Origin of the sequence: Bradyrhizobium sp. KB893862 SZCCT0404 (assembly GCF_018130885.1) — a bacterium.
Lineage (GTDB): Bacteria > Pseudomonadota > Alphaproteobacteria > Rhizobiales > Xanthobacteraceae > Bradyrhizobium > Bradyrhizobium stylosanthis.
In genome coordinates, this window is record NZ_JAFCLT010000013.1 from 20,077 (window position 1) to 45,292 (window position 25,216).

24 protein-coding genes are annotated in these 25,216 nt (G+C 66.6%); 10 read left to right on the top strand and 14 right to left on the bottom strand.

Going from position 1 to position 25,216, the window contains the following annotated elements; all coding sequences use genetic code 11:
* Positions 1-73 precede the first annotated feature (73 nt).
* Complete coding sequence (locus tag JQ617_RS35010) at positions 74-652, top strand: TetR family transcriptional regulator (RefSeq protein WP_212030348.1); 579 nt, start codon at positions 74-76, stop codon at positions 650-652.
* A 294-nt stretch (positions 653-946) separates the two neighbouring features.
* Here JQ617_RS35010 and JQ617_RS35015 read toward each other — a convergent pair whose 3' ends face one another.
* Positions 947-2,134, bottom strand: coding sequence for a CaiB/BaiF CoA transferase family protein (locus JQ617_RS35015; RefSeq protein WP_212030349.1), 1,188 nt, complete (start codon positions 2,132-2,134; stop codon positions 947-949).
* A 170-nt stretch (positions 2,135-2,304) separates the two neighbouring features.
* Between JQ617_RS35015 and JQ617_RS35020 the strand changes: the two genes are divergently transcribed.
* Positions 2,305-3,189 (top strand): VOC family protein, encoded by an 885-nt coding sequence (locus tag JQ617_RS35020; RefSeq protein WP_212030350.1) that lies wholly within the window; start codon positions 2,305-2,307, stop codon positions 3,187-3,189.
* A 33-nt stretch (positions 3,190-3,222) separates the two neighbouring features.
* Here the strand turns inward: JQ617_RS35020 and JQ617_RS35025 are convergent, their stop codons facing one another.
* The gene (locus JQ617_RS35025) at positions 3,223-4,293 is read right to left on the bottom strand and encodes a HoxN/HupN/NixA family nickel/cobalt transporter (RefSeq protein ID WP_212030351.1); all 1,071 of its coding nucleotides are present in this window, start codon (positions 4,291-4,293) and stop codon (positions 3,223-3,225) included.
* Between the two features lie 125 nt (positions 4,294-4,418).
* A complete protein-coding gene (locus JQ617_RS35030; protein ID WP_212030352.1) occupies positions 4,419-5,501 on the bottom strand; it encodes a Gfo/Idh/MocA family protein in 1,083 nt (360 codons plus the stop codon).
* A 292-nt stretch (positions 5,502-5,793) separates the two neighbouring features.
* Between JQ617_RS35030 and JQ617_RS35035 the strand changes: the two genes are divergently transcribed.
* The gene (locus JQ617_RS35035; RefSeq protein WP_212030353.1) at positions 5,794-7,581 is read left to right on the top strand and encodes a peptide ABC transporter substrate-binding protein; all 1,788 of its coding nucleotides are present in this window, start codon (positions 5,794-5,796) and stop codon (positions 7,579-7,581) included.
* Between the two features lie 67 nt (positions 7,582-7,648).
* Here the strand turns inward: JQ617_RS35035 and JQ617_RS35040 are convergent, their stop codons facing one another.
* Positions 7,649-7,903, bottom strand: a complete 255-nt coding sequence (locus JQ617_RS35040; protein WP_212030354.1) for a hypothetical protein — start codon at positions 7,901-7,903, stop codon at positions 7,649-7,651.
* Positions 7,900-8,754, bottom strand: a complete 855-nt coding sequence (locus JQ617_RS35045) for a helix-turn-helix domain-containing protein (RefSeq protein WP_212030355.1) — start codon at positions 8,752-8,754, stop codon at positions 7,900-7,902. Before JQ617_RS35045 ends, JQ617_RS35040 begins: the two co-directional genes overlap by 4 nt.
* Before the next feature lie 438 nt (positions 8,755-9,192).
* Here JQ617_RS35045 and JQ617_RS35050 point away from each other — a divergent pair, with 438 nt between their 5' ends.
* From JQ617_RS35050 to JQ617_RS35080, 7 genes are all read left to right on the top strand, one after another.
* Positions 9,193-11,100, top strand: coding sequence for a PAS domain-containing sensor histidine kinase (locus JQ617_RS35050; RefSeq protein ID WP_212030356.1), 1,908 nt, complete (start codon positions 9,193-9,195; stop codon positions 11,098-11,100).
* Positions 11,097-11,768 (top strand): response regulator transcription factor, encoded by a 672-nt coding sequence (locus JQ617_RS35055; protein WP_212030357.1) that lies wholly within the window; start codon positions 11,097-11,099, stop codon positions 11,766-11,768. The genes JQ617_RS35050 and JQ617_RS35055 overlap by 4 nt, the downstream gene beginning before the upstream one ends.
* A gap of 107 nt (positions 11,769-11,875) precedes the next feature.
* Positions 11,876-12,256, top strand: a complete 381-nt coding sequence (locus JQ617_RS35060) for a response regulator transcription factor (RefSeq protein ID WP_212030358.1) — start codon at positions 11,876-11,878, stop codon at positions 12,254-12,256.
* Positions 12,257-12,423: 167 nt separating this feature from the next.
* A complete protein-coding gene (locus JQ617_RS35065; RefSeq protein WP_212030359.1) occupies positions 12,424-14,280 on the top strand; it encodes an FUSC family protein in 1,857 nt (618 codons plus the stop codon).
* Positions 14,277-14,480, top strand: a complete 204-nt coding sequence (locus JQ617_RS35070; protein WP_212030360.1) for a DUF1656 domain-containing protein — start codon at positions 14,277-14,279, stop codon at positions 14,478-14,480. Before JQ617_RS35065 ends, JQ617_RS35070 begins: the two co-directional genes overlap by 4 nt.
* 12 nt (positions 14,481-14,492) lie before the next feature.
* The gene (locus JQ617_RS35075; protein ID WP_212030361.1) at positions 14,493-15,785 is read left to right on the top strand and encodes an HlyD family secretion protein; all 1,293 of its coding nucleotides are present in this window, start codon (positions 14,493-14,495) and stop codon (positions 15,783-15,785) included.
* Positions 15,786-16,060: 275 nt separating this feature from the next.
* Positions 16,061-17,077: a helix-turn-helix domain-containing protein gene (locus tag JQ617_RS35080; RefSeq protein WP_212030362.1), complete on the top strand. Its 1,017-nt coding sequence runs from the start codon at positions 16,061-16,063 to the stop codon at positions 17,075-17,077.
* Between the two features lie 224 nt (positions 17,078-17,301).
* Here JQ617_RS35080 and JQ617_RS35085 read toward each other — a convergent pair whose 3' ends face one another.
* Genes JQ617_RS35085 through JQ617_RS35125 form a run of 9 tightly spaced genes read right to left on the bottom strand, consistent with a single transcriptional unit; the run spans position 17,302 to position 25,207 of the window.
* Positions 17,302-18,237 carry an acyltransferase domain-containing protein gene (locus JQ617_RS35085; RefSeq protein ID WP_212030363.1) on the bottom strand — a complete coding sequence of 312 codons (936 nt, stop codon included), beginning with the start codon at positions 18,235-18,237 and terminating at the stop codon, positions 17,302-17,304.
* Positions 18,238-18,246: 9 nt separating this feature from the next.
* Complete coding sequence (locus JQ617_RS35090) at positions 18,247-19,197, bottom strand: AEC family transporter (RefSeq protein ID WP_212030364.1); 951 nt, start codon at positions 19,195-19,197, stop codon at positions 18,247-18,249.
* Complete coding sequence (gene mdcB / locus JQ617_RS35095) at positions 19,194-20,075, bottom strand: triphosphoribosyl-dephospho-CoA synthase MdcB (RefSeq protein WP_212030365.1); 882 nt, start codon at positions 20,073-20,075, stop codon at positions 19,194-19,196. The genes JQ617_RS35090 and mdcB overlap by 4 nt, the downstream gene beginning before the upstream one ends.
* Positions 20,072-20,752, bottom strand: coding sequence for a malonate decarboxylase holo-[acyl-carrier-protein] synthase (gene mdcG, locus JQ617_RS35100; RefSeq protein ID WP_212030366.1), 681 nt, complete (start codon positions 20,750-20,752; stop codon positions 20,072-20,074). The genes mdcB and mdcG overlap by 4 nt, the downstream gene beginning before the upstream one ends.
* Positions 20,727-21,449: a biotin-independent malonate decarboxylase subunit gamma gene (mdcE, locus tag JQ617_RS35105; RefSeq protein ID WP_212030367.1), complete on the bottom strand. Its 723-nt coding sequence runs from the start codon at positions 21,447-21,449 to the stop codon at positions 20,727-20,729. The genes mdcG and mdcE overlap by 26 nt, the downstream gene beginning before the upstream one ends.
* Positions 21,436-22,374 carry a biotin-independent malonate decarboxylase subunit beta gene (locus JQ617_RS35110; protein WP_212030368.1) on the bottom strand — a complete coding sequence of 313 codons (939 nt, stop codon included), beginning with the start codon at positions 22,372-22,374 and terminating at the stop codon, positions 21,436-21,438. Before JQ617_RS35110 ends, mdcE begins: the two co-directional genes overlap by 14 nt.
* The gene (mdcC, locus tag JQ617_RS35115) at positions 22,371-22,688 is read right to left on the bottom strand and encodes a malonate decarboxylase acyl carrier protein (protein WP_212030369.1); all 318 of its coding nucleotides are present in this window, start codon (positions 22,686-22,688) and stop codon (positions 22,371-22,373) included. The genes JQ617_RS35110 and mdcC overlap by 4 nt, the downstream gene beginning before the upstream one ends.
* 9 nt (positions 22,689-22,697) lie before the next feature.
* Positions 22,698-24,344, bottom strand: a complete 1,647-nt coding sequence (gene mdcA, locus JQ617_RS35120; protein WP_212030370.1) for a malonate decarboxylase subunit alpha — start codon at positions 24,342-24,344, stop codon at positions 22,698-22,700.
* Positions 24,341-25,207 carry an MBL fold metallo-hydrolase gene (locus JQ617_RS35125; protein ID WP_212030371.1) on the bottom strand — a complete coding sequence of 289 codons (867 nt, stop codon included), beginning with the start codon at positions 25,205-25,207 and terminating at the stop codon, positions 24,341-24,343. Before JQ617_RS35125 ends, mdcA begins: the two co-directional genes overlap by 4 nt.
* Positions 25,208-25,216 lie beyond the last annotated feature (9 nt).

Sequence of the window (25,216 nt, forward strand, 5' to 3'; positions counted from 1 at the left end):
TATGGTCGTAATGCAATAGGCCCCTGCTCACGATTTTGTTGGGGGCCTCGGACCGACCGGCACGGAGGCGGAATTGGCGCGCTATGACAAGGGACACCGGGACACGACGCGGCGGCAGATTCTCGACGTCGCCTCCGCGCAGTTCCGCGAGAGCGGCATCGCCGCCGTCGGCCTTGCCGGCATCATGTCGGCGGCCGGCCTGACCAACGGCGCCTTCTACACGCATTTCGAATCCAAGGAGGATCTGGTGCGCGCGGTGCTGCTGGATGCGCTGGAACGGCGCGAGCAGCGGCACAAGGACAATCTCGAGAACGGCGTCGCGCTGGAGACCACGATCCGCGACTATCTCTCGCCGCGCCATCGCGACCATGCGGCGACCGGTTGCCCGACCGCAGCGCTGGCGTCGGAGATCGCGCGGCATCCCAAATCGACGCGCGAGGCCTTCACCGGAAAGATGTCCGACATTCTCGCGCTGATGGCGGCGCAGATGCCGAGCGGATCGGCTGCGGAACGCCGGCGGCGCGCGCTGTCCGCCTATGCGACCATGGTCGGCGCGCTGCAATTGTCGCGCGCCGTGAGCGACAGGCAATTGTCGGAGGAGATTCTGGAGAACGCGGTCGAGGCTGCGCTCACGCTTGCGAAGGGGCCGTGACGCGTACGGGCTCAACGGCCCCGGACATCTCGAGGCTGTCCAAGCGTGGCCATTTCAAGTGTGGCCATTTCCAGGCCACGGCAATGAATCTGTCGCCGGAGCAACACTCCGAAACTTGAAGCGTTCGCGCCGGCCGGGCTAGCGTTGCCTCGCGGCCTTACAACTTCCCCAAGTTCGTCTAGATCGCACTGGACCGCCGTCTGAAGGTTTCGGCCGGCGGTCCAGTCCAGCCGCCGGGTATCGTTTGAGCATGATCTCTTCGGAAAACCGCGGGGCACTTTTCCGGATCATGCTTTAGACGATGCCGTTCTGCCGAAGCGCCGCGATCGCGGCGCCGTCATAGCCGAGTTCGGCGAGGACGCGATCGGTATGCTCGCCGAGCGTCGGCGGGCGCGACGCGATTTCACCTGGCGTTTCCGACAGCCGCACGGCGGCGCGCGTCACCGGCGCAGGCTTGGGCAGGCCCGGATAGTCGATGTCCTGCATGAAGCCGGCGGCGCGGATATGCGGATGATCGAGCGCCTGTTGCGGGCTCAGCACGGGCCCGGTCGGGATCATCGCCTTGCCCAGCGTGTCGACGGCTTCCTGCGTGGTGCGCTCGGCGCACCAGCGCGCCATCCGCTCGCTGATGACGGGGCCGTTGTTGCCGCGGCTGATGTCGTCGGCGAAGCGCGGATCGTTCAGCCACTGCTCTTCCTCACCCATCAGCCTGGCCCAGCGCTTGAACAGCGGATGGCCCGTGACCTGGCACAGCACCCAGCCGTCCTTGGTGCGGTAGATGTCGGCGGGCGCAGCGGTCTGGCCGAGATTGCCGGTCGGCACGCGGTTGACGTTGATCACGGCCTGCTCGATCAACGTGGCATTGGTGAAGGACAAAGCGGTTGCAAGCAGCGCGCCCTCGACGATCTGCCCGCGACCGGACTTGCCGCGCTCGATCAGCGCGGCGAGCGTTCCGAACGCGCAGTGCAGCGCCGTTCCGAAATCGACCCAGTTCACGGCGGCGCGGTAAGGCGGGTCGCCGGCGCCCGTCATGTAGACCGAGCCCGACATGACCTGGCCGACGCCGTCGAAGCCGACGCGGTCGGACCAGGGCCCGGGCCCGCCGAAGGCGGTTGCGGTCGTCAGGATGATGTCCGGCTTGATCGCCTTCAGGGAGTCATAGTCGAGCTTCATCGCGCGCAGGGTCTGCGGCGGCAGATTGGCGACGACGACGTCCGCGGTCGCGATCAGGCGGCGCATCACCTCCTGGCCTTCCGGCGTCATCGGATCGAGCGTGATGCACTTCTTGTTGCGGTTGACCTGGAGAAACAGCGCGCCTTCGCCGCCCTCGCCCACCGGCGCCACGAACCGGTCCTCGCTGCCGTCGCGCTTCTCCATGCGAATGACCTCGGCGCCGAATTCGGCCAGCAGGGTCGCGCAATAGGGCCCCGCGATGTAGCGCCCGAAATCGAGGACGCGCACGCCTTCCAGAACTCCCCCCATAGGTCCTTCCCTTGATGTCTTTGGCCCAGATTACAGGGACTGGTTGCCGCGGCAAGGTGGCGATAAGGCGTCATGCCCGCCCTCAAGATGTGATCGTCGAACTTGTTTCGGCGGACGGAAATTCTGCTCTAGTATGGTTCGTCCGTCCCCCAAGCGAGAAGCGCACAGCCATGCCGCAACAATTCGATCGATCCGCAGAAGATCTCGGCAACGCGATTCATTTCGAGCACGTCAACATCCAGGTCCCGGACCAGCGCCTGGCGACATTATTCTACGTCACGGGACTTGGGCTGACCCGGGATCCCTACCTGATGGTGTCCGACACCAACATGTGGATCAACGCCGGACGGAGCCAGTTTCACCTGCCGAGCGGCAGGCCGCAGGTGCTGCGCGGCCATACCGGCCTCGTCATCGAAGGCCGCGAGGCGCTGCTGACGCGACTGGCGTCGGTCGCGAAAAAGCTCGAAGGCACGGCCTTCACCTTCGCCGAGCACAACGACCATGTCGAAGCCGTCTGCCCGTGGGGCAACCGCATGCGCGTGTACGAGCCGGACGCGGCGCGCTTCGGCCGCATCACGCTCGGCATTCCCTATGTCGAGTTCGACGTGCCCATGGGAACGGCGCCGGCGATCTGCGCCTTCTATCCGGAGATCATGGGCATGCCTTCAGGCATGCGGAACGGCGACGGCACCGTTGCGGTGGTGCAGACGGGCCGCGACCAGCACCTGCTGTTTCGCGAGACCGACCGGCCGCAGGGCGACTATGACGGGCACCACGTGCAGATGTACATCACCGATTTCTCCGGCCCGTACCGCAAGCTGCTCGCGCGCAATCTGGTCTCGCGCGAGGACAATCAATATCAGTACCGGTTCTGCGACATCGTCGATCTCGACAGCGGCAAGCCGCTGTTCACGGTCGAGCACGAGGTGCGCAGCGCGACCCATCCGATGTTCATGCGGCCGATGGTCAACCGCAATCCCATCGTCAACAACCGCAACTATGCGTATGGCCACGATCAGACATCGTGGGCGATGGGGCCGGATCAGTACGACTGATAGTGCGTTGCGGAATTCCGATCCGGCCGCAGCTCACGGAACGTCACCGGTTGCTTGCAACGCACCCGGCATGCGCCGCGCCTCGCGGGGCGCCATGCGGCGATGGACCACGACCGAGACCAGCCACGCGATCACGAACAGCGCGATCACGGCGAAGCCGACATGGGCGAGCGAGTCGTTGAGGGCCTCGACCAACGACCACGGCCCGCCCGACAGGCCGAACCGGTCCGCGACCAGGCCCAGCGCCTCGATGCCGCCGATCAGCAGCGCGACCGCGACGGAGGCGCCGGTGATGGTGAGGTTGTACCAGAGCTTGCGATAGGGATCGACGAAGGCCCAGCGATAGGCGCTGACCATCAGCGCGGAATCGGCGGTGTCGACCAGCGCCATGCCGGCGGCGAACAGCGCGGGGAAGACCAGCACATGCAGAAGCGAGACGCCGCGCGCGGCTTCGGTGGCGGAAATGCCGAGCAGGCCGATCTCGGTCGCTGTGTCGAAGCCGAGCCCGAACAGCAGCCCGAGCGGATACATGTGCCAGGGTTTTGTGACCAGGCGGAACATCGGACCTAGCAGGCGCGCCATGAAGCCGCGCGAAGCGAGCAGCGCCTCGAGCTGCGCGGCGTCATGGATGCCTCGCTCGCGCACCTCGCGCAGGATCCGCCACAGGCCGACGAAGATGGCGAGGTTGATGGCCGCGATCACCAGCAGGAACAGCGCCGACACCGAGGTGCCGATCAGGGAGCCGATCTCCTTGAGCAGGCTGTCGCCGCCGAGGGTGACGACGCCGAGCGCGAGCAGCATGGTCGCGACCAGCACGACGGTGGAATGTCCCAGCGCGAAATAGAGGCCGACGCTGCGCGGCGTATCGCCCGCCTGCATCAGCTTGCGCACGACATTGTCGATTGCGGCGATATGGTCGGCATCGACGGCGTGGCGCAGGCCGAACACCCAGGCCAGCAGCGCCGTCGCCATCACGGTCGGCCGGTCGCCGAACGCTGCGAAGGCGAAGGCCCACGCCGCGACGTTGGCGGCGATCAACCCCCCGAACAGCACGACCGAGCCGGGCTCGAACGCCTGCCCTTCGACTTCATCTGATCGAACCACGCATCCCTCCGAGTATGAGGATCATAACAATCCATCATACTGGCGGGCAAGAGCCGGGCCATGTTCGGAAGACACGGCCGATCGCCAGGGAACGCGCATCTTGTGCGGCGGCGAATTGTCCGTACTCAGGAAGCCCCTTGCTTGGCCGGGCTTGCGAGCGTGTCGTAGCGATCGCGCAGCTCGACGCGCCGCTTGGCGGAAGCGGCCTCGGCGACGGCGAGAGTCGCGATCAGGCTGCGTGCGCCGTCCTCGACCGGCTGCAGGGACTGCGCCTTGCCGCGGATGATGTCGCGGAAATGATCGAGCTGGGCGACATAGGGATCGAGCGAATTGGCATGAATGCGCTGCGCCTGGATCGGCTCGTTCCAGCTCTGCACGTCGCCTGTTTGCGACCATTGCACGAGTGCCGGAAACTCTATCGAACCGCGGCGGCCGAGGAAGCGGTAGCTGCTCTCGCCGCTGAACGGAAATTCGGGGGCTTCGCCGAGCCCCTGCTCGGACGTCCAGGGCGAGACGGCGCTGTCGCTGATGAAGAAGGTGCCGAGCGCGCCGCTGTCGAACTCGATCAGCGCCGCGGCGGTGTCCTCGACCGCAAAGCCGCGCTGGCGGTTCGACGCGATCGCTTCCACCGCGACGATCTCGCCCACGGTGAAGCGCAGGAAATCGATCTCATGGATGAGGTTGATCAGGATCGGGCCGCCGCCGGCCTGCGAGCGCCAGGGCGCAATCTCGAAATAAGCGGCGGGCTTGTGCGTGGCCCAGATCGCCGACACCCCCACGACATCGCCGATCCGCCGTTCTCCCAGCACCGCGCGAAGCGTCCTGACCTGCTGATGGTGGCGGCGGTGATGGCCGACCAGCGACTGGATGCCCGCCTTGCGCACCTCGGCGATCAGGTCCGCCGCCGTGTCGAGCGCATCGGTGACCGGCTTCTCGATCAGGATGTGAATGCCGCGCCGCGCGCAGGCGATGCCCTGTTCGGCATGAAGCTGGTTGGGCGAGGCGATGATCACGGCTTCCGGCCGCGCCTCGTCGAGCAGTTTCCGGTAGTCGGCGAAGACAGGGGTCTTGGGATGATCGGCGGCGGCCCGCTCGACGTTCACGTCCGCGATGCCCACGAGGTCATAGTCGGTTCGCCCGGCCAGCTTGGCGAGATGCTTTCGCCCGATCAGTCCCGCGCCGATGACGCCGATGGTGATGTTCTTCATCTCAGGCATTCCGTGTCAGGATTGCGCCGCCGGCCGGGCGGCGATGGCGTGGCCGCGAGGTTCCGCGCGGCCGATGATCGAGCAGGCGCGAGGCCGAGATCAAGCACGACTGATGGTGCGGTTGAATAATCGCAATTTTCCCCGGGGATAACCACTATCAAGCGCCGGCCTGCACGTATCCGCCATTTCGCCGCAGGCTTCCTCCTTGACTCCACGACATCAGACGTCCTGATCTACAGTGCACGCAACTTGCATGCTGTGACGGCGTTTCCGTGTGAAAGTGGAGGTCCCGATGAACGAGCACGACATCCGCAACCTGGTGGCGGAGGTGAAGGACGGCACGCTGTCGCGGCGCGCGTTCATCCGGACCATGGCCGCGGTCGGGATCGCTGGCCCGGTCGCGAGCCAGATCCTGCTCTGGAACGACGTGGCCATGGCGGATGCCACGCTTGCCTACAAGCCGACCAAGGCCGGCGGCGGCGGTACGCTCAAGATGCTGCTCTGGCAGGCGCCCACGCTGCTCAATCCGCATTTTGCACTCGGCACCAAGGACCAGATCGCCTCGCGCATGTTCTTCGAGCCGCTCGCCGGCTGGGACAAGGAGGGCAACCTCATCCCCTGCCTCGCGGCCGAGGTTCCAACCAAGGCGAACGGCGGCCTCGCGGCCGACGGCATGAGCGTGATCTGGAAGCTGAAGCAGGGCGTCAGGTGGCATGACGGCAAGCCCTTCACCGCCGACGACGTCGTCTTCACCTGGCAGTACGCCGCGGATCTCGCAACGGCGGCCTACACCACGGGCTCCTACAAGGACCTCCAAGTCGAGAAGATCGACGATCACGCCGTCAAGGTGATCTTCAAGGCACCGACCCCGTTCTGGGCCGACCCGTTCGTCGGCTCGGTCGGCCAGATCCTGCCGAAGCATCATTTCGGCGACTATGTCGGCGCAAAGTCACGCGAAGCTCCCGGCAACCTGAAGCCGGTCGGCACCGGCCCCTACAAATTCGTCGAGTTCAAGCCGGGCGACCTGATCAAGGCCGAACGCAACACCGACTACCACATCAAGAACCAGCCGCATTTCGACATGATCGAGGTCAAGGGCGGCGGCGACGCGGTCTCTGCGGCGCGCGCCGTGCTGCAGACCGGCGAATACGACTTCGCCTGGAACATGCAGGTGGAAGAAGAGGTCCTCAAGCGCATGGAGGCGGGCGGCAAGGGCAAGCTCGACATCACGCCTTCCGGAAATGTCGAGTTCATCATCCTCAACACGACGGACCCCTGGACCGAGGTCGACGGCGAGCGTTCGAGCGTCAAGACCAGGCACCCGACGCTGTCCGATCCCGCCGTTCGCCGCGCGATCAATCTCCTGATCGACCGCGATTCGATCCAGAAGTTCATCTACGGACGGGGCGCCATCGCAACCGCGAGCTTCGTCAACGCGCCGAAACAGTTCAAGTCCCCCAAGCTGAAATACGAGTTCGACATCGACAAGGCCAACAAGATCCTCGACGAGGCCGGCTGGACCAGGAATGGGGAGGGCTTCCGCGAGAAGGACGGCAAGAAGCTCAAATACGTGTTCCAGACCTCGACCAACGCCCCGCGGCAGAAGACGCAGGCGATCATCAAGCAGGCCTGCCAGAAGGCCGGCATCGACATCGAGATCAAGGCGGTCACCGCATCGGTGTTCTTCTCCTCCGACGTCGGCAATCCCGACACCTATTCGAAGTTCTACGCCGACATGGAGATGTACAACACGACGCAGCCGCAGCCCGATCCGGAGCGTCTATTGAACCAGTGCGTGTCCTGGGAGATCGCGACCAAGGACAACAAATGGCTCGGCCGCAACAATTCGCGCTATTCCGATCCCGAAGCCGACAAGGCCTACAAGGCCGCCCAGAACGAACTCGACCCGGTCAAGCGCGCCGCGCTGCTGATCAAGGTCGACGAGACCTTCTGTGGGGCCAACGTGTTCCTGCCGCTGCTGTCGCGCCACATCGTCAACGCGAGCGTCAACAACCTGATGATCGATATCTCGGGCTGGGACACCATCACGTGGAATCTGGCGAGCTGGTATCGGGTCTGAGGAACGGCGCGATCAACGCTTGCTCATCATTGATCCCGAAGGGTGGACGGCGGCCGTCCGGCCCCTTTCAAGTCTGCGAGACCGTTTCCCCTGGGAAGCGGTCCATCGATGCATAGTGCGCGGCGCCTGCGGCGACGATCCGGCAGAAATTCAGAGTGAAGCGGCCGTAGAGGGCGCCTGACCCGGGTTCCGAGGATGCGAAGCGGTAGGAGGTGCCGAGACCGCGGGCGATCTCGAACACGCCCATGACCTCGTAGTGCGTCAGTGCCGAGTGTATGCCGAGCAGCGACAGCAGCAGGGCTGGAATTCCGACGCTGATCACGACGCCCTCGCCTCGGGGCGCGGCAGCGGCAGGAACTGCGCGAGATGGGCGCTCCTCCACTGATAGGGTGTGTCGCCGGCGAAGCGCTTGAACACCGTCGTGAAGTGAGCCTGGGTCTGGAACCCGACGGTCAGGGCGACGTCGACGAGCGAGGCATCGGCCCGCTGCAGCAATTCTTGGGCACGCTCGATCCGCCGCTTCAGCAGATAGTCGTGCGGCCGCATGCCGACGGCAGCCCGGAACTGGGCTGCGAAGTGCATCCGGCTGAGGCCGGCGACGGCGGCCAGATGCTGCAGGGTGACCTTGGCGTCGAGATTGTCGTCAATGTACTGCATGACGCGCTTGAGGCGCCATTTCTGCAGCGACCGCACCGTCCGGCCGATCTGCCCTTCGCGATCGCCCTCGACCGGCTCGAACTCGCCCGCGCCGGCCACCGCCCGGCGGCTGGCCTTGCGGGTCAGCATGGCCAGACGCAGCGCGTCGACAAGGATGGCGGAATGGGGATGGTGCATGGCCTTGGTGGCCGCGAGCGCATCCGAGAGGCGCCGCATCACGGGGTCCGTGACGTCCTCGGCATCCGACGCCTGGTCGGACTTGGCGGACGCGCAGGCAAGACGCTTCGCGGACACCCTGAAGCTCGGCTCGATATCGGCAGATCCGCGCACGTCCCGCACGGGCGGCTCGATCGCCAGCGCGACATCCAGATGTACCAGGGAGACCGTGACGGCCTCCTCGCCGGAGCGCGACGATCGTCGCGATGACCGCAGCTGCGGGCCGTCGATCGACGCGGCGTCGATTGCGGCGGCAACATGATCGTTGACGTTTTGCGGGTATGACATCAGCAGCGACATCGTCGAACCTCCTTGTCCCAGTTCGCACCGGCTGTGCCTGATCGGCATGTCCGAATGCGATGGGAGCAGAGTAATTCGGCGGTCCGTACGCTCCATTCTACGCGCGGGTGCGCGCATAAGGTCTCGGGTTAACCGAGTCATACCTAGGTATTATCGCAACGCCGCCGCCGGTCCGGAGCGTGAGCGGGACGCCTTGCCCGCGCGCACGAAGGCGTGAGTACGACGTCACGGCAGCCTGCGGTAAGTTGACGCGCCGAGAGCGGCGAAATCACCGAATTGCCCCGTTCGGCCGGAGAATCCAGTGGTCGGCCTCGCGCCGAATTCAACTTCCCACGAGTTCTTCCACGAGAGCACGAAAATCACCGGGGCGCATATTGTGGACGCGATGAAATCGCGGCATCAACACCGCTGCGATGAGACGAAACACCGCCTGCGACGATGACTAATCTTGATCGGCCCACGGGCTCATCCATGGGCCGCGCCGGCTTGCGGTTCTGGGCCGCCGTCCTCGCCTTCGCGGTCTTCATGGTCGACGTGCTGACGCCGCTCGAGGGCGCGGTCGCGGTGCTGTATGTCGTCGCGATCCTGCTTGCGGCGAGGACGAACCGGCGCAACGACATCGTCGTCGCCGCAACCGGCTGCATCGTCCTGACCGTGGTCGCCTATCTGACGTCGCACGATCTGCAGACGATCGCCTCGCCTGCCCTTCGCGCACTGGTGAGCCTTGCTGCCATCGGAATCACGACGCTGCTGGTACTGCAGAACCACGCGGCCACGACGCGCCTTGCGGCGCAGGCGCGTCTGCTCAACCTCTCGCATGACATGATCTTCGTCAGGGATCGCGGCGGCGTGATCACGTTCTGGAACAAGACCGCGGAACAAACCTACGGCTGGTCGGCCGACGAGGCGGTCGGGCAACTCGCCGACGGGCTGCTGCGAACCAGCTATTCCGAAGGGCGGGAGGCCATCGAAGCCGGCCTGCTCGAAACCGGGCGATGGGAAGGCAGGGTGGAGCAGCGGACGAAGGCCGGCGCCGTGCTCACCGTGGATGCCCGGTGGGCCCTCCAGCACAACCATCTCGGCAAGCCGGTCGGGGTGCTCGAAACCCACACCGACGTCACCGACCGTGTCGCAGCACACAACGCGCTGGTGCAGAGCGAGCAGCGATATCGCCGCATGTTCGACGCCAGCCGGATCGGCGTCGTCGAGGAAGACTGGAGCGGACTGCGGGCCGCGCTGGATGCGCTGCCGGCGCAAGGGACGGAGCTGCGCGATTATATGGCGCGGAATCCCGATTTCGTCCGCCAGGCCCGCGGCCTCGCCAGGATCACCGACGTCAACCCGGCGCTGCAGAAGATGGCGGGAGCGGCAAGCGCTGCGGCCTTCATCGAGAACGTGGACAAGCTGCTGGGCGAGAACGACCGCAGTTTCCTCGACGCGCTGGTCGCCTTCGCGCAAGGCGAGCGCTTCCACGAAGGCGAGACCGAGCTGGTGCGTCTCGACGGACGCAAGGTGCCCGTGCTGTTCACGATCACCTTTTCGCCGCGGTCCGACGAAGACCATGACGTGCTCGTCTTCGTTATCGACATCACCGAGCGCAGGCAGGCGCAGGATGCGCTGCTCGCGGCGCAGGCCGAGCTCGCCCATGCGGCGCGCGTCGCCACCCTCGGCGAGCTCAGCGCGTCGATCGCGCACGAGGTGAACCAGCCCCTGGCCGCGATCGTCACCAGCGGCGAAGCCGGTCTGCGCTGGCTGCGGCGCGACATCCCCGATCTCAAGGAGGTTGCGACGACGATCGGCCATGTCGTTGCCCAGGGCCGCCGCGCCAGCGAGATCGTGACCCGCATCCGCACTTTCCTGAAGAAGGCCCCGCCCCAGCAGGGCGTACTGCACATCGGCGAGATCATCGAGGAGGCGACCGAACTGGTGGCGCGCGAGCTCGCCAGGGACGACGTCGCCCTCGTCGTCGAGATGGAGCCCGACCTGCCGCCGGTTCGCGGCGACCGGGTTCAGCTGCAGCAGGTGCTGGTCAACCTTCTGATCAATGCCGGCCAGGCCATGTCGGGCCGGCCCGGCTCCCGCACCATCACGCTGCGCGCCGCCGTGGACGGCGAAATGCTCGGGATCACGGTGCAGGACAGCGGCCCGGGCATCCAGGCGGATGACCTGCCGCGCCTGTTCGACCCCTTCTTCACGACGAAGGATGGCGGAATGGGCATGGGACTTGCGATCTGCCGAACGACGGTGGAAGCTCACGGCGGCCGGTTGTCGGTGGCGAGCACCCCGGGCTCGGGAGCGACATTCCACCTGACACTGCCACACAGCCAAGAACGCGCTTTGCCATGACACGACCAAACCAGGCCCAACCGCCGGCCCGATCCTCCAGCGCGACTGTCATCATCGTCGATGACGATGCCGGCATCCGCACGTCGCTCGACAGCCTGTTCCGGTCCGTCGGCCTCGAGACGCGGCTGTTCGGCTCGCCGGCCGAGCTGCTCGGCGGCTCGCTGCCCGACGGCCCCGGCTGCATCGTGCTGGACGTCCGACTTCCGGGCGTGAGCGGGCTCGATCTGCAGGGCCAGCTCGTCCGGCAGGGCATCAGCTATCCGATCATCTTCATGACCGGCCACGGCGACATTCCGATGTCGGTGCGCGCCATGAAGGCCGGCGCCGTCGATTTCCTCTCCAAGCCGTTCCGCGACCAGGACATGCTCGATGCCGTCGCCGCGGCGCTCGAGCGCGATACGCTGCACCGCGCCGAAGCCGCGACCAAGGACGACATCCGGGCCCAGTACGAGACCCTGACGGCGCGCGAGCGCGAGGTGATGGGCCATGTCACCGCCGGGCTGATGAACAAGCAGGTCGCCGCCCTGATCGGCCTCAGCGAGATCACGGTCAAGATCCACCGCGGCAACGTCATGCGCAAGATGGGGGTCCGGTCGCTGGCCGACCTCGTTCGCAAGGCCGAGGCGCTCGGGGTCTCCCAAACCCGAAGGACTACGGACCAAACCTGAGTATAATTTCGGCGGGCCCGCCCCCGGGTGCATATGGCATCATCGGCCGCGCAAACAGGAGATGTCCTCCCTGCCTTGCGGAACACCGCGGTCAGGATTGTGCGCGAATGGCCCAGAACCCCGTGATTGCGATCGTGGACGACGACGAAGGCGTTCGCACCTCGCTTGCGAGCCTGGTCCGCTCCCTCGGCTACGAGGCCCAGGCCTACGAGTCCGGCGTCGACTTCCTGCAGCATGCGCCGGGTGACGATCCGGCATGCATGATCGCCGACATCCAGATGCCCGTGATCACCGGCGATGAATTGCAGGCACAGCTGATCGCCTCCGGCCGCCGCTTCCCGATCATCTTCATGACCGCATTTCCAAGCGAAATCGTGCGCCAGCGCGTGATGGCAGCCGGTGCGCATTGCTATCTCGGCAAGCCCTCCAGCGGCGACGAGATCATCCGCTATCTCGAGGCCGCGCTGGCCGGCCACGGCCCGTCCTGATCCCTCCGCCCCGCCGCTCGCGCGACAACTTCGTGCCCAACCAGCCGTGCATTCCGGCAACGGGGTTGGTGGACCGGAAATACCGACAGCCCAGGCAAACCTCATAGTCGGCGTCGATTTTATCGACATCGGGGGCGGCACGCCCTGCCGAAACGGATGAGGCACGATTGCCAGTGAACGCCGCCAGTACCGCCGCGCCGCGCCCGCTGGTCTTTGCCGGATTCCCCGCGAGCTCCTGGGCCTTCGCGTTGCGCATATGGCTGGCGATGCTTCTGGCGCTCTATGTCAGCTTCTGGCTCGAGCTGGACTCGCCGTCGTCCTCCGCTCTCACCGTGAGTGTCCTTGCCCTGCCGACGCGGGCCCAGGGCATGGAGAAGGCCGGATACCGGCTGCTGGCGACCGTCATCGGCGTTATGGCATCGATCGCGATCGCGGGCACGTTTTCCCAGACCGACGGTCTCCTGCTCGCCGTGCTCGGCATCTGTGTCGGGCTTTGCACCTATGTCGCCGGGATGCTGGACGGCAACCGCGCCTATGCGGCGGCACTGTGCTGCATCACCGTCGCCCTGGTCGCCATCCAGCAAATCGACACGCCGCTGCAGGTGTTCCAGGCCGGCGTCGCGCGCGGCGCCGCTATCGGCATCGGCGTCATTGCCGTGGCGCTCGTGAACGAGGTTCTGGCCGCGCCGAACTACCATCCGGTGCTCGCCAATCGCATCGAGACGCTGCACCGCCGGGTCACGGACCTCGCACAAGGTGCCGAGCCTGCCTCGGCGCCGGCTGCCGCGAGCCTGTTGCACGATATCGCGGCACTGCGTCCGGAGATTCGCACCCTGGCGACGGAAGCGAGCATCGGGGCGGCAAGAACCGAGGCTGCGCGCTCCGCGCTGGTCGAGATCGTCAATGCGCTCTCACTCGGCCGCATGCTTGCCGCACTCCCCGCCGTCTCCCCGGATACAGCCGGGCTGGTCGCGACGGCCCGATCCTGGCTTCGTACTGAAATCGGCCGAACGAACGCGGCGGTCCGCGACAGCCTCGATGCGCTCCACGAAGGGACGCGGCCGTCTCATGCATGGCATGCGCCGCTCTATCGTTCGCGCCGCATCGCGACGGAAGCCGCCGCACGGGCCGGGATCTCGTTCACGCTGATCGCGCTCTTCTTCGTGCTGACGGGGTGGCCGGCCACCGACCTATGCCTGTCGCTGGTCGCGGTGATCCTCGCCCTGGGCTCGACGACGCCCGCTCCACGCAGCTTCACGCTGGTGGCAGTGATGGCATTGCCGATCGCCTCCGTGTTGGCGGGCGTCCTGAAATATCTCGTGTTCAACGGTGTGTCCGAGTTCCAGCTGCTGGCGATCGGCCTTGCGCCCGTCGTCATCGGCCTCGCGCTGCTGATCACGCTGCCGAACCCGATGCTGTCGTCGCTCGGCCGCCTCGTCCTGGTGTTCACGATCGCCGTCCTCGCACCGACCAATCCGCAGAGCTACGACCCCGAGGTTTTTCTGGTGACGAGCTTCTTCGCCTGCCTGTCGGCGGTGCTCTCCTTCGCGGCGCAGATGCTGCTGCCGCCGCTCCCGGGCGAGCGGAAGATCCGGTTCCTGCTGGGGGAGGCGCGGCGCGAGCTGGACCACCTCGGGAGCGGACGAACCCGACACCTCGCGCCGGAAGAAGCTGCGTTTCGCGACGCGGCGAGGATCGAGCAGGTCCTGACCGCAAATGGCGCCGCGCCTCTCGATGGCAAGATCTCGGCCGAAGCGATGCGTTATTTCGACCAGGCTGAAGCCTTGCGGCGTTGCCACGCCGAGCTGGACCGGCTGCAACGCGGTCCGCTCGCCGGCGTGGCGCAGCAGGCAGAAGGGGCTCTCGCGCAGCGGAACGGCGGCGCCATCCTGGCGGCCGCCCAGGCGCTGCGCCTGGCAGCGGCGCGAAGCAGACTGTCCGCCGATGCGGCGATCGCCATGCTGATTCCGGCGAGCCGCGCATTCGCGCCGCCACAGGCTTCGGGCCGGGGCGAACAGCCATGACGAACACCTATCGGGAGCTCGTCATTGGCGGCGTGCTCATCGCTCCGATCGTCGCCTATGCGGCAATCGCGCTGATCGCGTTTCTGCTGCTCCGCCCGCTGCTGCGCTTGATCGGATTCGCAAGATTGTTCAGCAACCCGTCGCTGGCCGAGCTCAGTCTCTACGTCGCGATGTTCGGCCTGCTCGCATTGTTGATCTAGGGAGAAAAAATCATGGACGCCGCCCTGCCCCGGGACGCCGCCCTCCGCAGCGAACCGTCGACCGAAATCCAGGCCGATGCCGCCGATGGCGAGAACGGCCAGCGCATGCCCGAGACCGTGGCGCGCGACACCGGCAATCGCGTGACGGACAACATCAGGCCCCAGGGACCGGCCACATATTCCTCAAGGCCGCTGCGCGAGGTGCTCACCCGTTTCATCGGCGCGGCCGGCAAGCATCTTGCGACCCTCGGCATCGCCCTGATCGCGGTACTGATCGCGGTTGCGACCTGGCAACATTACGTCACCGCGCCCTGGACGCGGAACGGCAGCGTGCGCGTGCAGGTCGCCAACGTCGCGCCGCAGGTCGCGGGCAAGATCGTGGAGCTGCGCGTGGCCGACAACCAGTTCGTCCACAAGGGCGACGTCCTCTACGTGATTGATCCGTTCGACTTCGAGGTTGCCGTCCGCGTCGACAAGGCACAGGTCGAGCAGCGGGCCGCGGACGTCGTGGTGAAGCAGGCCGAGTTCGACCGGCGCCAGCACCTGTCCGATCTTGCGACGACACCCGAAGAGCAGCAGATCTTTGCGGGCAATGCGGCGCAGGCGAAGGCCGCCTATGAGGCGGCGACGCATCAGCTCGCGCAAGCGGAACTCAACCTGAAGCGCACCAGCGTGGTCAGTCCGGTGGACGGCTACGTCACCAACCTGCTGCTGCGCGCGGGCGACTATGCCGTCACCGGCGTCAGCAACCTCTCCATCATCGACTCCAACAGCTTCTGGATCGACGGTTATTTCGAGGAGACCAAGATGGCGCGCGTCTGCGTCGGCGATCGTGCCGAAGCGCAGCTGGTCGGTTATCCCAGGCCGATCCTCGGACATGTGAAGACCGTGACGCGCGGCATCAGCGTGTCGAACGCTGCGGCCGGCACGCAGGGCCTGCCCAATGTCGACCCGATCTATACCTGGGTGCGGCTGGCGCAGCGCGTGCCGGTGCGCCTCGCCATCGACACCGTCCCGCCCGATGTGCCGCTCGTCTCCGGCATGACCGCGACGGTGACGATCCGGCAGCCGTCCGTGGTGGGTGGCCAGACCTTGTTCGACCGGTTCCGCGCCATCTTCGTCGATCCCGTCTCCGATCTGTTCGGCGTGGGACGTCCGCCCCGTCCGGATTGCCTGCAGGCGTCGTCGCAACAGCGCCCGGAAGTTGAAACGCTTCCCTATACACGCGAGCCCGCGGTTCCGCCGGCAGAGAAGATCGCTCCCGGCCTCACGCCCGGCATCGATGCCTCGCCGCGACTTCCCTGAAGCAGGCCGATCCACCTGACCGGGGCGAGACGCATCTCGCGTCTCGCCACACTGCGTCGCCCGCGAACACGCGCGCTCGCTCCAAGTGCTTGATCGCCTTGGTCCAATCGAAGCGATTGCGACAGGCGGTCGCACCGTGCTGCACTTGCAACATCTAACACCCTTTAAGCATCCGTAACGAGCCTTGCGACGGCTTCAGACTTATCGTTCGAGCATCAGCCAATTGCATTCTGCACGCCAATGACGGCAGCAGAATCCAGGATACGGGACGAACGATGTTCACTGATCTGCAAGCGGCCGGCGCCTGGTCGCCCTCTCAACCCACCCGTCACGAAGTCGACGCCCCGAGGGAAGCGCGCGCACTTCCCTGCGAGCGAAGATGGCGCCAGCACGGCCAGATTGCCGGCACTGCCGCCGAGGACATCACGATGTCGCGCTGGATCTGCACGCAAACAGGCATACGGCAGGACGAAGCGACGACACCTGCCGACCGGTACTTCCTCGCCATCGCCTTGACCACGACCCGCCTCAAGCTGAGCAGGGGCCGGCATGTCATCTTCGACGGCATCATGCCGGCAGGAACGCTGTATGTCGGTGCGCCGTCGCAGCAGCTCAGTGCGCGGTTCTGCGCGCCTTACGACTTTCTGCACTTCCACCCCTCGGCCAGCATCTATTTTCCATGCGCCCGGCCCGAAGCTGATCCTGCCCCGTCCGAGTTCCTCAACGACCTCATCCTGCTCCGCGACCCCTTCGCCGAGCAGCTCGCGAAGGCGCTCACCGAACACCGCCAACTGGCCGATCGGGAATTTGCCCGCTGCATCGGCCGGACTCTGGCGATGCACGTTGCCCGGCACGAGCGTCCGCACACGAAGGTCAATGCCCTGGCGAAATGGCGACTGCGGCGCGTCGAGGACTATGTCGGGTCACATTTCGAGCGCTGCATCAGCCTGTCCCAATTGGCCAAGGTCGCGGGACTGTCGCGGATGCACTTCGCGGCGCAGTTTCGCGTCGCGACCGGCTACCGGCCGCGCGAGTACCTGCTGCACGAGCGCGTCGAGCGCGCGAAATCGTTGCTGGCGGGCTCGGACACGCCGCTGGCCGAGGTGGCGCTGGCCGTCGGCTTCTGCACGCAGGCGCATTTCTCGACAGTCTTCAAGCGGGTGACGGGCGACACGCCGGCGCGCTGGCGGAGCGCCATGCGGAACGCGTCAGCTTCGTCCGCCGTCGCCGACGGCGATCGCCACGTCGAGACGCAAGGCCTGTCCCGCGTGTTGGGCGCGGACCTCTCGTGAATCATGCGAAATGAGAAACAGCAGGGCTTCGTGAAATACTCCTGCTGCGGGATCGGCGATGGTGTGCGTGTTACGTGACTGAGACCCCCAAGTCACGGCTCGAGCCTTCCTCCTCCCTGGGCATACGAGCATTTCAGGGGCCGTCCTTCCCCAAGGGACGGCCCCTTTTTTTTCGACAGCAACGACGCAATCGACCGTATCGTCGCCTTGGGATCCAGCCAGCGCTAGGAGCTGAGATGACCCGCGAGCCAGGCGCGGACGCCCTGAAGACTTCTGAAATCGTCCAGGGTGTGCGCGGGAAGCTTGGGTGCGACGTGGGCGGCCATGCCGCTCAGTGCAGGTCCCGGACCAAGCTCGAGAAACCCGGTTGCATCCGCCTCGACACAGGCTTGCAGGCAATCGGCCCATTGCACGGTCTGTGAGACCTGTGCGGCAAGCTTGTCGAGACCGGTCTCGCGCGAGAGGACAGGAGCCGCATCGATTCCACTCAGAATGCGCGCACCGCTCCGCGGCGGGAGCGACACCGGCACCTGGTTCAAGACTTCGCGAAATGCGACAGACGCTGCAGCGAGCCGCGGCGTGTGCGAGGCAACCTCGACCGGCAGGGCGACGATCCTTGCGGCGTGCATCGCGCGCACGTCTGCCGAGATCCTGTCCAGCGCCTCACGGCCACCACCGACGACGAAGGCATCGCCGGGATTGACGATGGCGATCGCGGCGCCGTAGCGCGCGCAAAGGCGCGTCACCTGCTCCCGCACAAGGCCGCGGACGAAGATCAGCCCGTCGCCTGTATGCGTCGCCGCGTCCATGATCTCCGCGCGGCGCGCGACGAGGTCGAGCGCGTCGATTGCGTCGAACAGGCCGCCGACGCCCCAGGCCGCGACCTCGCCGACGCTGTAGCCGGCAACGATGACACCATCTGGAACGACATCGCCGAGCGCGGCCGCAGCGGCGAGCGCCTGAAGCGTGCACAGGATCTGGCCGGCGCGGTTGCGATGCAGGGCCTCGTCCGGTTCTGCGCGGACGAACTCGCGCGGATCCTTGCCGAGCAATGTCGCGGCATGCGCAAACAGGGGCGCGGCTTCCGGCGCATCGCCGGTGAGCGCGAACATCTCCCGGTGCTGCCTGCCCTGTCCCGAGCACAGAATCGCGAGCGTCATGGTCGCGGCCTAACCAGGAAAGAGCGTCGCGATCGCAATCGCGAGCGGCACGATGCTGAAGCCGGTGCTGGCGATGACCATGGAGCCGATCGTCGCCGAGTCCAGCCGGTAGTTGACGGCAAACAGGATGCCGAAGAAGCCCGAGGGCAAGGCCGCGAGGAGGATGGCCGTCCTCGCGACATCGGGCGTCAGGTGAAAGGCGTAGACGATCGCGACGGCCAGCAGCGGACGCATGACGTCGGCGGCTGCCGTTGCGGCAACCACCCGCCAATCGAGGCGAAGCGACTGGGCCGACAGGACGAGACCGGTCAGGAACAGCGCGACGCCCGCAGCCGCGTTCCCGATCAGGGTGAGACAGGCATCGACAAGCGCATTGAGGTGCAGGTCGAACAGCGAGACGGCGACGCCGAGCGCGGGCGCCCACACCACCGGCTTGACGAGCGCGCGACGCACCGCCGTCAGAACCGGCTGCGACGGCGCATCAGCGCCGCGGAGCTTGGCAACGCTCATCTCCACGATCACGAGAGTCAACGGACTGACCAGGATCGAGCCGGTGGCGAGCGCGACGGCGACCGGGACGACGCCGGCCGGCCCGAGCACGGTCGACAGGATCGGCAGGCCGACGCCGGCAAGATTTGGAAAACCGACCGTCAGCGCCTGCACCGAGGCGTCGGACTTCGTCACCGCAAAGAAGCTGCGCTCGAACCAGTACCAGCCGAGATAGATGACCAGCATCGTGACGCCGAACACCAGGAACACTGGAGCCTGCCCGGTGATCCCCTCGCGCGGGGCCGATGCAGTCGCGGCGAACAGCGAAGCCGGCAGCGCGAAATCCATCACGAGGGCATTGAAACCTTCGACGTGGTTGTTGTCGACGATGCGGGCCTTGCCCGCAACGAACCCCAGCAGCAGGACGAAGAAGACCGGCACCAGCGCCATCAGGATCACGCTGGATGTCATGGGCCCGGACTTTCACAGGCATCGACGAAGAGCGTCATCGCCAGCAAATCGGCCGATCCGCCCGGACTGAGACGACGGGCCACGAAGCCGTCATGGATCGCCTGCGCGCGGGCGCGCCAGCCGGATGCGCGGACACCGCCCGCAGCGATGAAGCCGCGCGCGGTATCACGCGCAAAGCAAAGGCCATCGAGCCCACCGCGATGCAGGAGGTTGGTGTCTTCGACGGAGGCGATCAGGGCGAAGCACGCCTCGACCCGTGCGGCTTCCGCATCTTCCGGCGCGACGGACGCCGCGCGCCGCAAGGCCGGCAGACCGATCCGGTAGACGCTGGGAAATCCGCTCGCGGCTTCAAGGCGTGCACCGCCGGCACGAAACCGCCGACGGGCCGCGCTGCCATGGCTGTGCAGCAGCACCGGACCGTCGAGGATGCTCTCGCCCCACAGGCGCATCACGACACCGCCAAGGGAAAGTTTGGGATCGGCCAGCCCGCCGGCTCGCGCACCGGCGGCCGCGCACAACAGGCCGAGCCCGAAGATCGCGCCGCGATGCGTGTTGACGCCCGAGGTCGCCGCGAGCATCGCGCGCTCCGCCTCGAGGCCAATGATCCGCAGCCGGCCCATGCCGGAGCCGAGCGCACCCGCATCCGCGAGACTCTGGAGATAAGGGGCGATGGAAGCGGCGCTGCGGCGGAACGTGCCGGCGTCCATGTCGTCGTGACTGCCATTGTCGATATGGCTCACGAGCCCCGGCTTCGGCCAGGTTTCCAGCTCCTCGACGAGGCAGCCGGCGGCGACGGCGCCGATCGTGGAGACGTCTCGCGCAATGCCCGGCCCGCGCTGAACGGGCCGTTCGAACCTTCGTGCAACCGCGGCGGTCATGATCCCTTCGCTCCCGCAATGAACCGATCCCGGTCGAGCAGGACCACGCTCTCGATGCTCTTGACCAGCAGCTCGCTCGCGCCGCCGTGGAATTCGCGCCAGTTCACCGCGGCACCGTCGGCACCCATCAGCTCGCCATCGAGCCGCATCGGCGCATCGCGCTCGATCGCGGCGAGGTCCATGACGAGACGATCCAGATCGGTGTCGGGGCGGGTCTCGAACAACAGGTCGAGATCCGAGCCCGCGGTGACGTAGCCGAGCCCGGTCAGCGCCTCCCATGCGAGGCTGCCGAACACGCGCACATGCACCGAATGGCGAAGCGCGAGCTCGTCGATCCGGTCGAGCGTCGGCCGCCACCACAGCGGAGCGGACACACGCGCCTGTCTCAGCGACGGCGGCCGCGCAACCCTGGCGATGTCGTCGAGGTCGGCGAGAAGGGAAAGCCGCTTCTTGCCGGCGGAGGGAGGCAACGGCAGGCCCAACGCGAGGCCGGTTGCCTCGGATGGCAGCGCACGCCGCCTGACCGTCGGCCAACCCAGCTCCGCCCAGTGCAGCACGAGGGGATCGCAGGCGAGATCGCCATGCGGATCAAGCATCGCGCGCCATCCTTCCGGACGGACAAAGACGAGGTCGTGACGGCCGGCGGGCCGCTCAACGTGCTTGCATGGCGAGGTCACGAACGCGCTCCGCGATATCGGCGGCCTTCAGCCGGCCACCACGCGCCTTGCCGAGCGCATCCCGCCCGTCGCGCACTGCCGGTATGTCGGCCAATAGCGCCTCGAGCTGATCGGCGAGTGAGCCGTCCTGGCTCCATGTCATGTGGACGGCGCCCATCTGCGCGAGATTGGACAAGCCCGGAGCGAACACCGGCGTCGACTTCGCCTTCTCTTCCAGCGCTTCCATCGACAGCTTGGTGACCTTCGCCATCGACGGCAGGTCCATCACCGCGGGATCGGCGCCGGGCAGTCCGGCCAGGACGCGGGTCGCAAGCCCCGTCGCCAGCAGCGCGCCCGCGGCCGAGTGACCGTAGAGCAGGCCGATGGTCGGACGGCCGTTCGTGTCCGCGTGGATCAGCACCTTGGCGAGATGCGCGAGGAATTCGTTGAGCCCGAGCAACTCGTCGCGCTTGCTCATGCGTTGGCTGTCGCTGTCGACCAGCACCAGGATCGGGCCGCTGTCGCGGCCGATCGACCTCAGGACATGGCCGGACAACCGGATCGCCTCGTCGACGCCCAGCGCGGTGCGGCCCGCGACACCGACGACGAGCATGTTGCCGCCGGATCGCAGCGTCGCCGAGCCGAGCAGGACGCCCTTGTCGTTCCTGACCTCATGCCCGTCGGGGAAGAGCGAAGAAAGAATCTCATCGAGCGTCACGGCTGGTCCTCCCGATCCTGTCGGCGAGCGCAATGAACTGATCGGCCGGCAGCTCCGGAACCGTCTCGGCCTGCGGGATGCCTTCCGCCGTCCAGATGTCGACGGCATCCTGACAGGCGCCGTAACGGCGCAACCGGTCGGCAAGCCGCTCCTGCTCGGCCGTGAGTTTGTCGAGGCCGAAAGGTCCGACCAGACCGATCAGCGCCAGCGCGGCCTCGCGGAAATCCTGCACATTGTCATCGGCAAAGACGTCAGCGGCGCCGAGCAGCCGGCGATGCTTGCCGCCCATGGTGCGCCAGACCAGCGCGCGGTCGCGGGAGTCGAACTCCTCGACGCCGCGATTGGTCTCGATCACTTCGGGGCCCGACACCGCGATGCGCCCGGGCTCCGAGACGGCGAGTGCCGAGCAGCAGCCTGCGATCAGGCCGCCGCCGCCATAGCATCCGGACCTGCCGCCGATCAGGCCGATCACCTTGACGCCGGCGGCACGCGCTTCCATCACCGCGCGCATGATCTCGGCGATGGCGAGCTCGCCGGCATTGGCCTCCTGTAGCCGCACACCGCCGGTGTCGAACAGGATCAGGACGGGGATCGTGCCGATCTCGCGCGCGGCGCGGAGCAGCCCGGTCAGCTTGGCGCCGTGCACCTCGCCGAAGGCGCCGCCCATGAAGCGGCCCTCCTGTGCGGCGACGAACACCGGCGATCCGTCGAGGCGGCCGTGACCAACGACGATGCCGTCGTCGAACTGCTCGGGCAGATCGAAAATCTTCAAATGAGGACTGACCTCGCGCTGCTCGGGGCCGATGAACTCGACGAAGCTGCCGGCATCGAGCAGCAGCTCCAGCCGCGTGCGGGCCGACGCCTCGTAGAAGCTGGTGCTGCGGGCTCGCTCGGCCGGTGTGATCTCCTTGAGCGGCGCGGTCATTGGCCGTTCTCCGCGATCAATCGTACCGCCTGCGCCAGCCGCAGCGAGACCGTATCGGGGCGCGCGCCGCCGTCGTTGATCGAGAATCTCAGTCCGCCCGGCGAATGGCGCTCGACGAAATCGCCGATCACCGCGGTCCACACCTCGCCGAAGCCGACCGCCGCGGTCTTGATGTCGATGGCGCATTCGGTATCCGGCAGGACGCGCTCGACCAGGACTTCCAGATTGCCCGAGGCGACCACGCCGACGATGGCGCTCGTCCTGCTGCCGCCCGCCCGCGCGCTGACGCTGTGCTCAAACCTGAGATCTTCCATGGCCCGTCCTCACCAGTTCCTGAATTTCGACGGCGGCGAATAGAGTCCGCCCGACCAGCGCACGAGATCCTTAATCGAGCGCGCCGCGAGCATGCTGCGGTCCGCATCGAGCGGATTGATGCCGAGATCCTCTGGCCGGCGGATCACACCGCGCTCGCGCAGTCGCGCGACCATGCCGTGGTCCCGCCGGCGGCCAACATCGGTGTAGCCCGCAACGCCGCGGATGGCCTGCTCGCGCTCCTGCGCCGTGCGGCACAGCAGCAGGTTGGCCACGCCCTCCTCGGTGACGATGTGCGTGACGTCGTCGCCATAGATCATGATCGGCGCGAGATCGAGGTTCAGCTTCTCCGCGAGCTCGATAGCGTCGAGCTTCTCGACGAACAGCGGCACGTTCTTGTCCCCGAAGGTCTCGCCGATCTGCACGACCAGCTTGCGGCCGCGGCGCATCAAGGCAGAGCCGTCGGGATCGGCCTCGGCTCCCGCCTTCAGCCAGGGCTCGCTCGGATGACGCCGCCCGCGGGCATCCGCTCCCATGTTCGGCGCGCCGCCGAACCCGGCGATGCGGGACGCCGTGACGGTCGACGAATTCCCCTGCAGGTCGATCTGCAGGGTGGAGCCGATGAACATGTCGCAGGCATAGAGACCGGCGGTCTGGCAGAACGCGCGATTGGAGCGCAGCGAGCCGTCGGGGCCTGTGAAATACACATCGGACCGGGCGCGGATGTAGTCATCCATGCCGACCTCCGAGCCGAACGAATGGATCTGCCGCACCCAGCCGGACTCGATCGCCGGAATCAGCGCCGGATGCGGGTTCAATGCGAAATGGGTCGCGATCTGGCCCTTCAGCCCCAACCGCTCGCCGAAGGTCGGCAGCAGAAGCTCGATCGCGGCCGTGCTGAAGCCGATGCCGTGATTGAGCCGCTGCACGGCGTAGGGCGCATAGATCCCCTTGATCGCGAGCATCGCGGTCAGGATCTGGCCCTCGGTGATCGCGGCCGGATCGCGCGTGAACAGCGGCTCGACGAAGAATGGCTTGTCGGACTTGACGATGAAGTGGACGCGGTCCGCCGGGATATCGACGCGCGGCACCGTGTCGACGATCTCGTTGACCTGGGCGATCACGACGCCGTCCTTGAACGCCGTCGCCTCCACCACGGTCGGCGTGTCCTCGGTGTTCGGGCCGGTGTAGAGATTGCCCTCGCGGTCGGCGCTGACGGCGGCGATCAAGGCAACGTGCGGCGTCAGGTCGATGAAGTAGCGGGCGAACAGTTCGAGATAGGTGTGGACCGCGCCGAGCTCGATCTTGCCGCCGAACAGCATGCGGGCGATGCGCGCCGATTGCGGCCCGGAATAGGCATAGTCGAGGCGCTTGGCGACGCCGCGGTCGAACAGGTCCAGGTGCTCGGGAAGCACGACACCCGACTGCACCATGTGCAGATCGCTGACTTTCGCGAGATCGACGGCGAGAAGCGCGCGGCTGAGCAGATCGGCCTGCTTCTGGTTGTCGCCCTCGAGGCAAACCCGGTCGCCCGGCCTGATCACGGCCTCCAGCAGGTGCGTGGCGTCCTGCGCCTCCACGAGCTTGCCGCGCGCGAAGCCGGCGCCGGCCGCGATCCGCGCATCGCGCGCGGCACGGTTGTTCTGCCAGCCGGTCATGGCTTCCGCTCCTTCGCGGCGTTAGCTCCGCTCCAGAGCGACCCGGGATTGGCACGATCGGGATAGAGCTCCAGCATGGCCTCGTAGAGCTCGCGCGGCGATGCGGTGGCCTGGTCAAGGCGGTTGAAGTCGAGCAGATATTGCCGGGTTTCCGCGATGTTGCGCGGATCGTCGTCGTTGTCCGGCTTCTTGTGCCCGGCGATCACGAAACGCGGCTTCAGCGCCTCGAGCCGGTCGAGCGCGGCGATCCACTCCAGCCGGCTCGCGGTATCGGTCTCGGCAAGATAGGGATGGATGCCGTTGTAGACGGTATCGCCGGCAACGATCAGGTCGAGAGACGGAACGTGCAGCGCGGTGGACCTGGCCGTATCGGTCCGGCCCATGTCGATGACGGCGAGCGTGTGTCCTTCCAGCGTGAGCTCTCCGGCCAGCGGCTCGGCCGCGACCAGGCGCTCCGCGATCTCGCCCGGGAAGCGCTTGCGCCAGAAGCCATCGAGCGAGGCCGGCGAAAGCTGGGCCTTCATCTCGCCGACGACGTCGGGAACGGCCACCGCCCTGGCATTCGGAAAGCGGTCGAGCAACGGCACGAGACCGAAGAAATGATCGCCGTGGCCATGCGTGACATAGATCGTCGTGAGATTACGCCCGTGCGAGACGACCCAGTCCAGCAGCGTCTTCGACTGGCTTGCGGTGAGGAACGTATCGACGAGGATCGCATCCCGCTCGCCGTAGATCAGCGTCGACGAATTGGCGACCCACATCAGGTCCGGATTGCCGGACGGCAGCTCGCGGCTCAGTCCGGCCCGCTTCACCGTCATCACCTTCCAGGTCAGGACGGCACTGGTGGTCTCGATCACGCTCATGGAATGCTC